A 15,454-nucleotide genomic window follows, 5' to 3' on the forward strand; every position below is an offset into this window, starting at 1 on the left:
GTCATGACCAACACCCCGGGAACCGACGGCGGGGACGCCTTCGTGTCCGCCTTCGACGCCGCGGGCGCCGACTACCTGTTCTGCTCCTCGGGCTCCGAGTGGGCGCCCGTGTGGGAGGCGCTGGCCCGCCGCCACCGCGACGGCGCACCCGCCCCCCGCTACCTCGACCTGACCCACGAGACGGTCGCCGTCGGCATGGCCACCGGCTACGGGCTGCTCAGGCGCCGCCCGCAGGGCGTACTCCTGCACGCGGCCCCGGGCCTGCTCCAGGGCTCGATGGCGGTGCACGGCGCGCTGCTGGCCGGCGTGCCGATGGTCGTCGCCTCCTCGGAGTCGACGACGTACGGCGACGCGCCCGGCCACGACCCGGGCGGCCAGTGGTACCGCAACCTGTCGATCGTGGGCGGCCCGCACGGCATCGCCCGGCCCTTCACCAAGTGGTCGACCGAGGCCGCCAGCGTGCACACGCTGCCCACCATGATCACCCGGGCGGCGGAGCTGGCCTGGCGGGCCCCGGCCGGACCGGCCTACCTGAACATCCCGCTGGAGATCCTGCTGGAGGAGTGGGACGGCCGCGAGGCCAAGGCCGTCGTCCCGCCCGGCTCCACGCACAGCTCGCCCGAAGAGGCCGATGCGGTCGCCCGGTTGCTCCGTGAAGCGGCCGACCCCGTCATCGTCACCGAGACGGCGGGACGCGAGGCGGGCGGCTTCGAGGCCCTGGTCGCCTTCGCGGAGGCCTGGCACATCCCGGTCGTCGAGCCGGACTCCGCGGTGTGCGGCAACTTCCCGCGCACCCACCCCCTGCACGCGGGCAGCGACATCGGACCGTGGCTGGACACGGCCGACCTGATCCTCCTCGTGAACTGCCGGGCACCCTTCTACCCGCCCTCCCGCCGGCCGTCGAAGGCGAAGGTCGTCGTCATCGACGAGGTGCCGCAGCGACCGCACGTGGTCTACCAGGTGCTGTTCGCCGACACCTACCTGGAGGGCGACACCGTCAACACGCTGCGCCAGCTGACCAGACGGGCCACGGGACTGGACGAGACGGCCGTCGCGGAGCGCCGTGCCGCCCAGCACCACCGGTACTCCGAGGAGACCGGAGCCCTCGCCCGGGCCGAGATCAAGGCCTGCGAGGCCCCCGGCTCGCCGGGCGTCGACCCGGTCCTGGTCGCCGCCACCCTGCGCAAACTCCTCGACGGCCGGGACGGGGTCGTCGTCGACGAGACCATCACCCACAGCCGCGTCGTCCGACGCCACCTGCGCACCGACCGTCCCGACTCCTACTTCTACGTCCAGGGCGGTCTCGGGCAGGGCATCGCCGTCGCGCTCGGCGTCAAACTCGCCGCGCGTGAACGCCCGGTGGTGCTGACGATCGGTGACGGCGCGTTCACGTACAACCCGGTGATCCCGTCGTACGACGCCGCCAAGGCGTACGAACTCCCGCTGCTGATCGTGGTGTTCAACAACCGTGTCTACAAGTCGATGAATCTCAACCACCGCAGGTTCTATCCCGAAGGCGCCGCCGCCGAGACGGGGGAGTGGCTGGGCACCGACCTGCGCCGCCTGCCCCGGCTCGCCGCCTTCGCCGACCCGTTCGGCATGCACACCGAGACCGTCGACACCGCGGACGAACTCGCGCCGGCCCTCCGACGGGCCCTGAAGGCCATGACCGAGGGCACCACGGCCGTCGTCGACGTCCTCGTCACCCGCTGAACACGCGGCGTCCCCGTCACCCGTCGCCCGTCACCCGTCGGCCGCTCCGCCGGAAGCCGCACATCGCCATCGCCCCGCGCCCCTGCGGAGCGCTTCAGCCCAGGAGGCCCACGCCGCCATGCCCGACACACCCCCCAAGGTCCTGGTGCCCGCAGCGGACCTGCGCGCCTTCGCCGCCGCCCTCCTGGAGAAGGGCGGTCTGGGCGCGGAGCACGCCCGTACCACCGCCGACGTCTTCGTCTGGGCCGCGCTGCGCGGTGTCGACTCCCACGGCATCGCCCGCGTCCCCGCGTACCTGGACCTGCTCGCCAAGGGCGTCGCCAACGCCACCGCCGACCTCACCATCGAGTCCAACGCGCCGGCCACCGCCGTGGTGGACGCCGACCGCGCGCCCGGCCCGGTGGCACTGAGCGTCGCGGCGGACGAGGCGGTACGACGGGCCCGGGCGACCGGCGTCGCCTCCGTGGGCGTACGGCGCACCGTGCACACCGGCGCCATCGGCTACTACGTCTCGAAGATCGCCGAACAGGGCCTGGTCGGCGTCGGGTTCGTGGCCGGCATGCCCAACATGGGCTACACCGGCGCCCAGGGCGCCGCGGTCGCCACCAGCCCGCTCGCCATCGCCGTGCCGGCCCACGCCCACGCGCCACTGCTCCTCGACATGGCCACGGCCACCATCGCCCTCGGCAAGCTCCGCCAGGCCAGGGCGAGTGGCACCCCACTGCCCGAGGGCGCGGCCGCCACGGAGGACGGCACACCGACGACCGACCCGGCGCGGGCCGTCGTTCCGCTGCCGCTGGGCGGTGCCAAGGGCTCCGGCATGTCGCTCGCCTTCGAGCTCCTGACCGGCGTGCTGGTCGGCGCGCCGATCCTCGCGTCCTTCCACTCGGACGATCCGGCCGGCCGTGAACACCGTCAGAACGCCCTGCTCATCGCCGTCGACCCGGCAGCCTACGGCGACCCGGACGCCTTCGTCGCGGCCGTCGACAGGACCCTGAGCACCGTCAAGGGGCTGCCGGTGGCCGACGGTTCGGACGGGGTGTTCTATCCGGGCGAGCGCAGTGCCGCGACGGCCGCGGAGCGCGGTGCACACGGGGTGCCGGTGGCGCCGAAGGTGTGGCGTGAGCTGACGCTGCACGCCGACAAGCTGGGTGTCACGCTGCCGGACACGGCCGTCTAGACGGCCGGCGCCTGCCGCCCGCGCGAAGGAGCCGGGAAGCCCGAGTACGGGGCTTCCCGGCTCCTTCGCGTCTGTCTCCGCCGCGGCGCCGCACGCCGCCGCCGAGGTGCGCGACGGTCACCGTCGTTCACCTTAGGTTGCGGGTCCGAGGGCATCTCGGCAGGGGGTCGGCCGGTATACCGTCCGAAGCGGTTCACCTGACCAGAAGCGGCTTATGTCAACGGAGATTCGAGCCGAATTCACGGGGTCGGGCCGCGTGGACGCTGATACCCCGTCACATCGCCGCACCCGCCGCATCTGAGCTCCGGATGCGGCACCCACGGCGCCACGGCCCGGACCGCGGAATCGACATGACAGTCAAGTCGCCCCCTTACTCCACTCATTCGAGGTGTCATGTCGGCCATCACTCCCCATGTACCGCCACCGTCCGCACCGCCACGCTCCGGGACCCGGCACGCCACGGCCACCATCGTGCTGGCCTGTCTGGGAGTGTTCGTCTCCTACCTGCCCGTCGTGGGCGTCTCGGTCGCGCTGCCGGTCATCCAGCAGGCGCTCGACGCCTCCACCGCCGGACTCCAGTGGATCACCGACGCGTTCATCCTGCCCACCGCCGCCCTGCTGCTGACCTGCGGAATGATCGGTGACCTGTACGGACGCAAGAAGACGTGGCTCGCCGGGCTGGCCCTGGCCTGCGTCGGCTGCCTGGTGTGCCTGACCGCGAACGGCGTCGTCCAGGTCTGCGTGGGCCAGGCCCTCACCGGCATCGGGACCGCCGCCCTGCTGCCCTCCACCCTCGCGCTGATCAGCCACGTCTGCCCCGACCACCGCAAGCGCGCCACGGCGATCGCCCTGTGGACCGCCTCCCTCGGCCTCGGGCTCACCCTCGGTCCGCTGATCAACGGCGTGATCGTGGAACACGCGAGCTGGCGCTGGATCTTCCTGCCCTCCCTGGTCATCGGCCTGGTGACGGTCCTCGCCGGGGCCGTCGTCCTGACGGACTCCCGGGCCGAACGGGAACGCCATCTGGACATCCCCGGTCAGCTGCTCGCCATCGTCGCCGTCACCGGCCTCGTGTACGGCGTCATCGAGGGCGGCAGCGCCGGCTGGGGTTCCGCCGAGGTCGTGATCGCGTTCGCGGCCGCCGCCGTCGGCCTGGCGGCCTTCGTCCTGGTGGAACTCCGCTCCCCGTGCCCCATGCTGGACATGCGGCTGTTCCGGTCCTCGGCGTTCTCGGGCGCCGCGCTCGTGATGGCCCTCACCCTGTTCGCCCAGGTCGGCCTCGTCTTCGCGCTGAGCGAGTACTTCGGGCTCGTCCACCACGCCTCCACGTGGGACATCGGGGTACGGCTCGTCGCGCTCAACGGGTTCACCGTCGTGCTGGGCCCGCTGGTCGGCCGTCTGATGAACCGGACGGCCCCCGGACTGCTGCTGGTCACGGGCCTCGTCGTCGGCGGCGCCGGCGCGTTGTGCGTGAACCTCTTCAGGGCCACCACAGGCACCGGTGAGGCCGCCCTGGTCATCGGTGTGCTGGGCATCGGCATCGCACTGGCCATGGCACCCATCACCACCATCGCCATGAACAGCGTCCCGCACCGGCTGGCGGGCTCGGCCGGGGCGTCCAACAGCGCGCTGCGTCAGATCGGCAGCGCGCTCGGCCCCGCCGTCTTCGGTGTCGTCCTCACCAACCGCACCCTGGACACGCTGCCCGGACACCTCGCCGCGTCCGGTCTGGGCCCGGCCGACCAGGGTCAGGTGAACGGCATGGTGTCGCACGTGGGGATCCAGGCCGGCGCGTTCCTGCGTCTGAAGACTCCCGAGGCGACCGGCCGGGCCCTGTCGGCCTACGGCGCGAGTTTCACCGACGCGCTGCACACCTGCGCCCTCGTCGGCGGCATCGGCATGCTGGTGGCCGCGGCGCTCGCCCTCACCCTGATCGGCATACGCACACGGCCGGCCCACGACACCGACCGCGCGGCGGGCGCGGCGACCCACCCCGCGGGAGACATGAGCTGAGGACCGGCAACGGTCACCACGGGTGGTCGTCCCCCGATCCCACCGGGGACGTCCCCCCGCGGCTCAGGAGCCGCCGGGGCTCCGGCGTCCCGAAGAAGGGTGGTCGGCGTCGGCTACCAGTCGCGGGCGGCGCGCCGCAGGGCGTCCCGCACCCGGATCACGTCGTGGTTGGTCTCGGCGCCCGGCCGCTGCACGAGGAACAGGGTGTTCAGCGGCGGCTCCTGGGCCCTGTGGACGAGCGCGAGACGGCCGTCGTCCAGGTGGTCCTGGCACAGCGAGCGAGGCAGCACACTGACCCCGGCGCCCGCGCTGACCGCGGACAGCACGGCGTACAGGTTGGGGACGGTGACCGCGGCACGGGCGTTGAGCGGCTTGCCGAAGACGGTGCGCCAGTAGCGGCGGACGATCGGCAGGTCCTCGGCGTACGTCACCATGGGGACCGCGCGCAGCGCGGCGCACAGGTCGTCCGGTGCCTGGTGCCCCACGACCCGCCCGGCCCACGCGGGGCTCGCCACCAGCAGGTACTCCTCGTCGGCGAGCGGCACCGACTCCAGGGCACGGCCGCGCGGCCTGCGCGTCGTGATCACCAGGTCGTGCCGTCCGGTGCGCATCTCCTCCAGCAGCGGCTCGGGCAGTCCCTGGGCGACGCGCAGCTGAACCCCTTCGGCGACCAGCGGGACCAGCGAGGGCAGCACCCGCACGCACAGCAGCTCGGACGGGCCCGCCAGGTGCACGGGCGCCGCCACGGAACCGGTGTCCTCCAGCCCCGCGAGCGCGTCGAGCGGACCGGCGACCTGCCCGGCGAGCTCGTGCGCGTACGGCGTCGGTTCCACCCCGCGCGGCAGCCGGGTGAACAGGTCGCGTCCGTTCTGCTGCTCCAGGGCGCGGATCTGCGCGGTCACGGTCGGCTGGGACAGCGCGAGCCGCGGCGCCGCGGCGGTGAACGACCCGGAGCGGTACACGGCCAGGAACGTCCGCAGCAGGTTCAGGTCCGCGTGGGCCGGGAGCCGCTGCGCGCCGGTCGCCGGGGCCGGTGCCACGGCCGGCGTCTGGTTCTTCATACGCCTCAGCGTATCGCCCTCGCCCATCGGAGTTCCGATACCAGGGATCGGCGTCCCTATTGGTGAACGGATGGCGAGGCGGCCTACCGTCGTGGACGTCGCCACCTGGCGATCCCGCGTACAAGGAAGGAATCACCCCCCTCATGACCACGCAGAACGCGATCAACTGGCCCGAGAGGTACCTGCCCGGCACCGGCGACAACTTCGTCTCCAACGAGGTGATCGTGAAGGGTGTCACGGTGGCCCGGGTCTGGCAGCACCTGACCGACACCTCCACCTGGGAGTCGTACTACGACAACGTCGCCGACATCTCCTTCCCGAACGGTGGCGGCCCCGAACTGAAGGAGGACGTCGTCTTCAGCTTCGGAACCTTCGGATTCCCGCCCCTCGACGCCCGCGTCGTCGAGTTCCGGGCACCGGCGCCCGGCACGCCCGGCCGGCTCTCCTGGACGGCCAGGCAGGACGGCACGCCGGAGGAGCGCCTCGACGTGCTGCACGCCTGGCTGGTGGAGGACCTGGACGGCGGGCGGGTCCGGATCCTCACTCAGGAGACCCAGATCGGACGGCCCGCCGCCGACCTGGCCAAGCAGGTGCCGAACCCGATGCTCAACGGCCACCAGGCCTGGCTCGACGGCCTCGTCTCCGCCGCCGCGTAGCGGTACGTCCCAGCGCTGCCAGGGGCGTCAACCGGCGTTGATGACGAGGCACTTCACCTGGGTCCAGTCCTCCAGGTAGTCGGCGCCCATGGAGCGGCCGAAGCCGCTGTGCTTGTAGCCGCCGAAGGGGGCGCCGATCGCCCCGCCGGGCCCGCCGTCGCCGAGGGTGTTGACGGCGACCTGTCCGGCCTGCACGCGGCGGGCGAGGCGCACCGCCCGTCCGACGTCCCGCGTCCACACGGTCGCGGTCAGGCCGTAACGGGTGCCGTTGGCGATCGCGACGGCCTCCTCCTCGTCCTCGTAGGTGAGGACGGACAGCACGGGTCCGAAGATCTCCTCCTGGGCGATCCGCATCCCGGGGAGCACCCGGTCGAAGAGGGTCGGCGCCACGAAGTACCCGTCGTCGTACCCCTCACCGGTCAGCCTGCCGCCGCCGACGACCACTTCGGCTCCCTCCTCGCGGCCGACGGCCAGGTAGTCCAGCACCCGCTTCTGCTGGCGCGCGTTGATCAGCGGGCCCATGTCCACCGGCTGGTCCCACCGGCCCACCCGGACCGCGCGGAAGCTCTCGGCGAGTGCCTCGACCAGCCGGCCGTGCAGGGAGGAGTGCACCAGGACCCGTGAGCCGGCCGCGCACACCTGACCGCTGTTCATCACGATGCTGCGCACGATCGCCGGGACCGCCCTGGCGAGATCGGCGTCCGGCAGCACGATCTGCGGTGACTTGCCGCCGAGTTCGAGCTGGAGGGGGATGAGGTTGCGGGCGCAGGCCTCCATCACGGCCGTACCCGTGGCGGGAGAGCCGGTGAAACTCATCTTGCGGATGCCGGGATGGGCGGGCAGGGCGGCTCCGGCCTCGGCGCCGTATCCGGTGACGACGTTGAGCACACCGGGCGGGATGCCCGCCTCCAGCGCGAGCCGGGCCAGGAACAGAGCGGTCAGCGGGGCGTCCTCGGCAGGCTTGAGGACGACCGTGTTGCCCGCGGCGATCGGGGCCGCCGTGTTGAACACCGTCATGGGTCCCGGAGCGTTCCACGGGATGATCGCGCCGACCACCCCGTACGGCTCGCGCAGCGTCAGGCCCAGCAGGTCGGGGGAGCGCGTGGGCAGGCTGTGGCCGAGCACCTTGTCGGCCTTGCCCGCGAGGTACGTCAGACGTGCGGCGACGGGGGACGGACCGACCGGGTGACCGACCTCCAGGGCCTCCAGCCGGTTGATCGTGTCGTCGTGCTCGCGCACCGACTCGGCCCAGCGGTACAGCAGTTCTCCCCGCACCGCCGGGTTGGTGTCGCGCCACGCGGGCAGCGCCGCCTCGGCGGCGCGTACGGCGTCGTCGATGTCCTCGGCGCTGCCGCGCGGAACGCGGGCGAGGACGGTGCCGGTGGCCGGGTCCACCACGTCGAGGGTGGACCCGGAACGGGCGGAGACCCAGTCCCCGGCGATGAGATGGCTGCCGTCGGGAAGAAGGGCGGGGACGTCGAGGGGGGCGGGGACGGTGGTGGTCATCGTGCTCCTCGTGCGCTGCGCGATGCGCGAGATCCGCTGCGCGATGTGTGATGTGGCGGGCGTGAGGTGGACGTGTGGGGCGGGGTGCGTGAGTTGGAGGGTGTGAGGTGGACGTGTGAGGCGGGGTGCGTGAGGTGGAGTGCGTGAGGTGGAGTGCGTGAGGTGGTCTGTGACGTGAGCTGCGTGATGTGTGATGCGGGACGTGCCGTGAGGCGGCGAGGTCCGTCGGCGTATCTCGCGGTGGTCAGGCGGCGCCGGCCGGGGGCCGGCCGGGCCGGGCGGTGCCGGCCGCGATCTCCTCGCCGCGGTGGCAGGCGACGGCGACCGTGTCGTGTGCCACCAGATCGGGCTGGACGGACCAGCAGACCTCCTGCGCGAAGGCACAGCGCGGCGCGAAGGCACAGCCCACGCTGGTGCGCGCCGCAGCCGTGCCGACCGTGCCCGCCAGACGCCGTTCGGCCTGGCGGCGGCGCTGCGCCACCGGGTCGGGCACCGGTGCCGCGGCGAGCAGCGCGCGCGTGTACGGGTGCAGGGGGTGGTCCGCGACCTGTACCGCCGGACCGCGTTCCACGACCCGGCCGGCGTACAGGACGACGACGGTGTCGCTGAGGTAGCGCACCACGGCCAGGTCGTGCGAGATGAACAGGTAACTCAGGCCCCGGGCGCGCTTGAGCCGGGCCAGCAGGTTGAGGACCTGCGCCTGGACGGACAGGTCGAGCGCGCTGACCGCCTCGTCGCACACGACGAACTCCGGTTCCATCACCAGCGCGCGTGCGATGGCGATGCGCTGGCGCTGCCCGCCGGAGAACGCGGCCGGGTGGCGGTGCGCGGCACCGGGCGGCAGTCCGACGTCGTCCAGGGCCCGCAGGACGCGCTCCTGGATCTCGTCGGCGGGCAGCCGGAGGTTGTGACGCAGGGCCTCGGCGAGGGTGTCGCCCACGGTGTGAGCGGGATTCATGGAGCCGTACGGGTCCTGGAAGACCACCTGCATCCGGCGGGCCAGCAGACGTCGGTCGGCGCGGGTGCCGTGGGTGATGTCAGCGCCGTCGAACTCGATCCCGCCCCGGCTCGCCGGTACCAGGCCCAGCACCGCCGAGCCGATCGTCGACTTGCCCGAGCCGGACTCGCCGACCAGGCCGACGGTCTCGCCGCGGTCCACGGTGAGGTCCACACCGCGTACGGCGGTGACGTCACCGCCACGCAGCCGGGACCGGCGGTAGGTGACCTCCAGACCGTGCACCTGGAGCAGAGCCGAATCAGTCATGGGCCGGTCCTCCGATCAGTTCGAGCGGGCGGATGCACCGGGTCGACCGTTCCAGCTCGGCCAGCTGCGAGATCACGACGGGTTTCGCCCGGCAGGCTTCACTGACCCGGGGACAGCGGTTCTGGAAGTGGCAGCCGACGGGCCACTGGGGCGGGGGCGGTACGGCTCCCTCGACGGCGGGCAGCGGTTCGCCCGGTACCGCGTGGTGCGGGTCGGAGCGCAGCAGCCCCGCCGTGTACGGGTGGGCCGGGGCGGTCACCAGGTCGGTGACCTCGGCCTCCTCGACGACCTCGCCGGCGTACATGACCACGGCCCGGTCGCACAGGTCCGCCAGCACGCCCCAGTCGTGGGTGATGAGGACGACCGAGGTGCCCGCCGACCGGAGTTCCCGCAACAGGTCGAGGATCTCGGCCTGGACGGTCACGTCGAGGGCGGTGGTCGGTTCGTCGGCGATCACCAGGGCCGGCTCGCCGGCCAGCGCGGCCGCGATGCCGACGCGCTGGGCCATGCCGCCCGACAACTGGTGCGGATAGCTGACCGCGATCCGCGCCGGATCCGGCAACCGCACCTTCGCGAACAGTTCCAGAGCCCGCTGCCGTGCCTCCTTGCGGGTGCAGCCGGTGTGCAGCCGGACGACCTCGGCGACCTGGGCCCCGGCGGTGAACGACGGGTCGAGACCGGAGACGGGGTCCTGGGAGATCCATCCGATCCGACGGCCGCGCACCCTGCGCAGCGTGGCCGCGTCCGCCCCGGCCAGGTCGGCCCCCTCGAAGAGGACGGAGCCGGAGGCGATCCTGCCGTCTGCGGGCAGCATGCCGAGGAGGGAGGTGGCGGTGATCGTCTTGCCGCAGCCGGTCTCTCCGACGATGCCGAGCACTTCGCCGGCCCGCAGGTCGAAGGACACGTCCCGGATGACGTCGGTGGGTGTGCCCTCGATGGGCAGGGAGACCGTCAGACCGCGCACCGACAGCAGGGCCTCGGTGTCGGGCTCCTCGAACACCCCCGCCGTGCCGGGGACTTGCCCGCGTACCGGCTGTGACGCGGCTCCCCGGAGCCCGCCCCCGCGGCGGCGCGAGGGCGGCTTGCGGGCCGGGGCCGCGTACCGTTCGGCCAGGGTGTCGCGCAGGCCGTCGCTCAGCAGCCCCAGCGCCAGGACGAAGCTGGTGATCATGAAACCGGAGGGCACCAGGAGCCAGGGATCGGTGCCGATGTTCTTGGAGGCCTCGGCGATCATGCTGCCCCAGCTGGCCTCGGTGGTGCCCAGTCCGAGGAAGCCCAGCCCCGTCTCCAGCAGGACCGCGTAGGCGCCGTACACCGAGGCCTGGACGAGGACGACGCCGGTGACCCGGGGCAGGACGTGCCGTCGGATGATCACCCGGTCCCGGATTCCGCCGGCGACCGCCGCCCGGACGTACAGCTCCTCCTTCACGCCCAGGGTGGCCGAACGGACGACCCGGGCCAGCAGGGGTGCGCCGAGGAGGCCGTTCGCCGCCATCGCGGCGGACTCGTCGCCGGTGAAGACCGAGAGGACCACGAGCAGCACGATGATCACGGGCACGGCGGAGACCAGGTCGGCGGTCCTGAGGACGAGCCGGTCGAAGAAGCCTCCCCGGTAGCCGGCGACCATGCCCGCCGGGACGCCGAGGAGCAGGTACGCGGCGAGGGTGATCACCACGCCCAGCAGCGTGACCTGCCCGCCGTGCAGCAGCCGGCTGAGCACGTCCCGGCCCAACTCCCCGGTGCCCAGCCAGTGCGCGCCGCTCGGGCCCTGAAGGGCGGCGGTCAGATCCTGCCCGTCGGGGGAGTAGGGGGCGAGCGGGCCGGCCGGCACGGTGACCAGGACGACGAGGAGGAGGTAACCGGCGGAGCCGGCCGCCGTCGGCTTGCGCAGCAGCCGGGCGACGAAACCGCGCCGGGCACTGTCGCGTCGCGGATGTGTCCGCGCGGTCCCGGACGCGGTCCGCCGGGCGGTAGGTGTCTTCATGTCCGCACCTTCGGGTCGAGCATCGTGTACACCACTTCGATCAGCAGGTTGATCAGCGTCACGGTGACCGTGAAGACCAGGGCGACGCCCTGGACCATCGGGATGTCCTGGGTCTGTGCGGCGGTGACGGCGAGGCCGCCGAGGCCCGGCAGCACGAACAGCGTCTCGGCGAGCACGGTGCCGCCGAACAGCGTCACCACCACCACGCCCAGCACGGTGACGATCGGGGCGGCCGCGTTGCGCAGCACATGCCGGAGGACCACCGACCGCTCGGGGACACCGCGGGCCCGCAGGACCCGCACGTAGTCCCGTCCGAGCTGGTCGAGCACACCGTCGCGGGTCTGCTTGGCCACCGGCGCGGTGGCCGGCACGCCCAGCGTCAGCACCGGCAGGACCAGCGATTCGAACCACTGCGTCGGGGAGTCCGTGAGCGGCACGTATCCCGAGACGGGGAAGACCGGCAGCCGTACGGCGAACGCGCTCATCAGGAGCAGTCCGAACCAGAAGTTCGGCACCGCGAGCCCGACCAGCGAGATGCCGTCCACGACCCGCCCGAGCAGGCCGCCCTTGAGCGCGCTGAGGACACCGAGGGCGACTCCGGCGACGGCGGCCACCAGGACGGCGCCGCCGATCAGGGAGAGGGTGACGCCCAGCCGGGAGGTGAGCTGGTCGCTCACCGGGACGCCGGAGGTGACCGAGTCGCCGAGGTCGCCGTGCAGGGCGGAGGCCAGCCAGTCCCAGTAGCGGACCGGCAGGGGGTGGTCGAGGCCGAGCTGGGCGTCAAGTGCCCTGACCTGGGCGGGACTCGCGTTCGCGCCGAGGATGGTGCGGCCGGGGTCACCCGGCACCAGGCTGGTCAGGACGAACGTCAGGACGGTGACCGCGAACACCACCGGGACGGCGCCGAGCAGCCAGCGGAAGAGGATCCGGTGCATCTCACCTCGCTCCTTTCTCGGACCGGGCGGCCCCGTGGTCAGGCCGGGGGCCGCCCGGAGTTCTCACTGGGCGGGGGTTCTCACTTGGTGGCGTAGACGGCGAGCGGGCTCACGAACGGGGCGCCCGCGCTGACCTCGACCCCGCCGATGCCCGGCCGGACGTAGTAGTTGACCGGCGTGAACGCGACCGGGGCGAACCAGGCGTTCTTCACCAGGTACTCCTGCATCTGCCGGTCGAGGCCGGCGCGTTCGGCGGGGGCCGCCGCGGCCGCCTTGTCGAAGAGTCCGGTCAGTTCGGGGGTGCCGCTGCCGAAGCCGTTGAACACCTTGGAGCCCGGCATGAACAGGTCCAGGCCCTCCAGGTACATCGGCTCCTCGGTGAACCCGCCGGAGACCGCCGGGTACTTGTGGTTGGTCTGGTTCTCGACGAAGGAGGTGATGCTGGTGACAGCGGTCACCTTGACCTTGATGCCGATCTTCGTGAGCTGACCGGCGATCGCCTCGGCCATGGTGTCGAAGCCGACGAACGTGGCCGCGAGGACGGGCAGTTCGAAGCCGTCCGGGTAACCGGCGGCCTTGAGCAGCTGCTTGGCCTTGGTCGGGTTGTACGCGTAGTGGTCGGCGTACTCCTCGGAGTACCCGTCTCCGCCCTTGACGACGGTCTGCGCGGTCGGTGTCCCGGCGGAGCCGAGCAGGGCTCTGGTGACGGCGTCCCGGTCGATGGCGTAGTTGATCGCCTGCCGGACCCGGACGTCACCGAGCGGCTCGGACACCTCGCCCGCGCGGTCGATGAGGCTCAGTCCCTGGAGGATGACCGGGAGGCCGACGGTGGACATCCCGGCGGCCTTGGCCGAGGCCGCGGAGGTGTAGTCGCCCTTGTAGACGTCGATCTGGCCGGTCTTCATGGCGTTGACCGCCGTCTGACCGTTCTGCACGATCCGAATGACGATCTTCTTGTAGTGCTGCTTGGACCTGTCGTAGTAGCCGGGGTTGGCCGTGTAGGTGTAATGGTCACCGGCCACGCTGTCGGAGGGCTGGTAGATGTAGGGGCCGGCGCCCTGGCTGGTCCTGGTCGGTGTCAGGCTCGACGCGTCGGCCAGTCCCTTGGGGCTGATGATCTGTCCTATGCCGTACGACTGGGTCAGCAGGGTGGGCAGGATGGGGTCGGCCTTCGCCAGTCGGATCGTCAGGGTCAGGGGACCGGTGGCCGTGATGGTGGCGTCGGTCAGGTAGTGCGCCTGGTTGCCCTGGGCCTTCTTCGCGTACTCCAGCGACGCCTTCACCGCCTCGGCGGTCACCCCGGTGCCGTCGGCGAACCTGACCCCTGGACGCAGGGTGACGGACAGCTCCTTGTTGCCCGTGCCGACGTACTTCCAGGATTCGGCCAGGGCCGGCTGCACGGTGCCCGCGGGGGAGAGGTAGAACAGCGACTCGTACGACAGCATCGTGAAGTCGACGAACCCGAGGTCGAGGCTGCCGGGGTCGAGGGTGGGCGGGGCCTGCTGCTCCGCGACGGTCAGGGTGCCGCCGGGCACCTCCTTGCCCGTGCTCTGGGCGCCCGCGGTGCCCTTGCCGCCGCCGCAGGCCGCCAGGGTGAGGGCGAGCGCGGCCGTCAGCGCCACGAGGCCACCGCGGCGGGTGCGGGCGGCCCGGCGTGCTCTCGGGCCGGCCGGGCGGGAGGTGGAGTCGAGAGGGTGCATGTCTTCTCCTTGCGCCACGGGAGGTCCGCCACGGCGGCGGAGATACCGGAAGGCGGGCAGCTGAATGAGAGGAGGAACGGCTGAGGGGGATGAGGAACAGCCGTACGCGATGAGGCACAGCCGTACGCGCGATGAGCGACAGCCGTACGGATGAGGGACAGCCGTACGCGATGAGCGACAGCCGTATGCGATGAAGGACAGCGGTATGCGGTGCAGAACGTCTGCACGCGCCGGACGTGGCCGGGGCGATGCAGGGAACGTCGCTGGGGGCGGCCGTGCGGAGGCGGCCGGAGACGGGCCGGGCGGTACCGGCGGTCTTCAGGGATGAGCGGCGACGAACCGGAGGTGCTCCCGCTGCTCGCGAGGATGGGGCTCAGGTGCTGGGGCGGTGCCGGTCCACCGGGGGCTGGCCGGTGGACCGGGGCGCGATGCGTCTCCTGCCGCGGTGTGCGGGGGACACGATCGGCCCGGTGCTGTAACCCTGCTGAAACGACGCCCCGCTGTCCAGCGTTCGCGCAAGGCGATGTGGGCGACGGTCGCGCAAGCTAAGCGTGCGGATCATGGTCTGGCGCACGGGCCGGTCGCTGGTGTAGGGACCGTGCGGGCCCGCGTGGGGTCAGCCCAGCAGGCCGTGCAGGGCGTTCGCCGTCGTGCGGACGAGGTCGACCCGGTCCAGCAGGGCTTCGCGGCTTTCCAGGAAGGCGACCGTGGAGACGTTGACGGCGCCGATGACCCTGCCCTTGGCGTCGCGGACCGGCACGGCGAGGCAGCGTACGCCGGGTTCGTTCTCCTCGTCGTCCAGGGCGAAACCCCGTTCGCGGATCGTGGCGAGTTCAGCGCGCAGCTCGGCGGGATCGGTGACGGTGTTGTCCGTGCGGGGCGGCAGGCCCAGCCGGTCCACCAGGTCGGTGAGCTGCTTGTCGTCGAGGCCGGCCAGGACGCACTTGCCGATCGCGGTCGTGTGCAGGGGCAGTTGCATGCCGACCCGGGAGGAGTCCTGCACCGGGTTCGGTCCGGCCACCTTGACCAGCAGGGTGACCGCGTCACCGGTCCGCACGCCCATGTGCACCGTGTGACCGATTCTCCGGCCCAGCACCTCCAGTTCGGCCCGCATCACCTGGTCCTCCTCGCAGCCCTGGGTGATCCGGGCGGCGAGCGCGCGGACCCGGGGTCCCGGGCCGTAGCCGCCGTTCCCGTCGGAGGCCAGGAAACCGGTCACCACCAGGTTCTGGAGAATGCGGTGCGCGCTGGCCTTCGGCACCCCGGCGGCCAGGGCGACGTCCCCGAGCCGGTGCGGGTAGCCCGGTGCCGAGGCGGCCTCCAACAGGTTGAGGGCCTTGTCGGTGGCGTTTCCCGCGAGCGAACTGCGGCCCCCGCGGCCGCCCGTCTGTGAGTCCTCTGAAGTTTCGATCCCGGCCATTGACAGGCTCCCGTCGCACGGT

The 15,454-nt window shown here is 72.3% G+C and carries 11 protein-coding genes; 4 read left to right on the forward strand and 7 right to left on the reverse strand.

The window, feature by feature from the left end; genetic code table 11:
* Positions 1-3: 3 nt before the first annotated feature.
* From AAW13_RS21500 to AAW13_RS21510, 3 genes are all read left to right on the forward strand, one after another.
* Positions 4-1,713 carry a thiamine pyrophosphate-dependent enzyme gene (locus AAW13_RS21500; RefSeq protein ID WP_046727290.1) on the forward strand — a complete coding sequence of 570 codons (1,710 nt, stop codon included), beginning with the start codon at positions 4-6 and terminating at the stop codon, positions 1,711-1,713.
* Positions 1,714-1,831: 118 nt separating this feature from the next.
* Positions 1,832-2,893 carry an Ldh family oxidoreductase gene (locus tag AAW13_RS21505; protein ID WP_046727289.1) on the forward strand — a complete coding sequence of 354 codons (1,062 nt, stop codon included), beginning with the start codon at positions 1,832-1,834 and terminating at the stop codon, positions 2,891-2,893.
* 393 nt (positions 2,894-3,286) lie between these two features.
* On the forward strand, positions 3,287-4,906 hold the full coding sequence (locus AAW13_RS21510; protein WP_046727288.1) for an MFS transporter: 1,620 nt from the start codon (positions 3,287-3,289) through the stop codon (positions 4,904-4,906).
* A gap of 113 nt (positions 4,907-5,019) precedes the next feature.
* Here AAW13_RS21510 and AAW13_RS21515 read toward each other — a convergent pair whose 3' ends face one another.
* Positions 5,020-5,967, reverse strand: coding sequence for a LysR family transcriptional regulator (locus AAW13_RS21515; RefSeq protein ID WP_107483377.1), 948 nt, complete (start codon positions 5,965-5,967; stop codon positions 5,020-5,022).
* Between the two features lie 143 nt (positions 5,968-6,110).
* On the opposite strand from AAW13_RS21515, the gene AAW13_RS21520 reads away from it, so the two are divergent.
* The gene (locus AAW13_RS21520; RefSeq protein WP_046727287.1) at positions 6,111-6,623 is read left to right on the forward strand and encodes an SRPBCC family protein; all 513 of its coding nucleotides are present in this window, start codon (positions 6,111-6,113) and stop codon (positions 6,621-6,623) included.
* 27 nt (positions 6,624-6,650) lie between these two features.
* Here AAW13_RS21520 and AAW13_RS21525 read toward each other — a convergent pair whose 3' ends face one another.
* From AAW13_RS21525 to AAW13_RS45615, 6 genes are all read right to left on the reverse strand, one after another.
* Positions 6,651-8,129, reverse strand: coding sequence for an aldehyde dehydrogenase family protein (locus tag AAW13_RS21525; protein ID WP_046727286.1), 1,479 nt, complete (start codon positions 8,127-8,129; stop codon positions 6,651-6,653).
* A 244-nt stretch (positions 8,130-8,373) separates the two neighbouring features.
* The gene (locus AAW13_RS21530; protein ID WP_046727285.1) at positions 8,374-9,393 is read right to left on the reverse strand and encodes an oligopeptide/dipeptide ABC transporter ATP-binding protein; all 1,020 of its coding nucleotides are present in this window, start codon (positions 9,391-9,393) and stop codon (positions 8,374-8,376) included.
* Positions 9,386-11,377: a dipeptide/oligopeptide/nickel ABC transporter permease/ATP-binding protein gene (locus tag AAW13_RS21535; RefSeq protein WP_052768462.1), complete on the reverse strand. Its 1,992-nt coding sequence runs from the start codon at positions 11,375-11,377 to the stop codon at positions 9,386-9,388. Before AAW13_RS21535 ends, AAW13_RS21530 begins: the two co-directional genes overlap by 8 nt.
* Positions 11,374-12,312 (reverse strand): ABC transporter permease, encoded by a 939-nt coding sequence (locus AAW13_RS21540; RefSeq protein ID WP_046727284.1) that lies wholly within the window; start codon positions 12,310-12,312, stop codon positions 11,374-11,376. The genes AAW13_RS21535 and AAW13_RS21540 overlap by 4 nt, the downstream gene beginning before the upstream one ends.
* Before the next feature lie 80 nt (positions 12,313-12,392).
* Positions 12,393-14,012, reverse strand: a complete 1,620-nt coding sequence (locus AAW13_RS21545; protein ID WP_052768461.1) for an ABC transporter substrate-binding protein — start codon at positions 14,010-14,012, stop codon at positions 12,393-12,395.
* A 616-nt stretch (positions 14,013-14,628) separates the two neighbouring features.
* Positions 14,629-15,432 (reverse strand): IclR family transcriptional regulator, encoded by an 804-nt coding sequence (locus AAW13_RS45615; protein ID WP_052768460.1) that lies wholly within the window; start codon positions 15,430-15,432, stop codon positions 14,629-14,631.
* Between the last annotated feature and the right edge of the window lie 22 nt (positions 15,433-15,454).

Source organism: Streptomyces humi (genome assembly GCF_001005085.2).
In the GTDB taxonomy this organism is placed as follows: Bacteria; Actinomycetota; Actinomycetes; order Streptomycetales; family Streptomycetaceae; genus Streptomyces; species Streptomyces humi.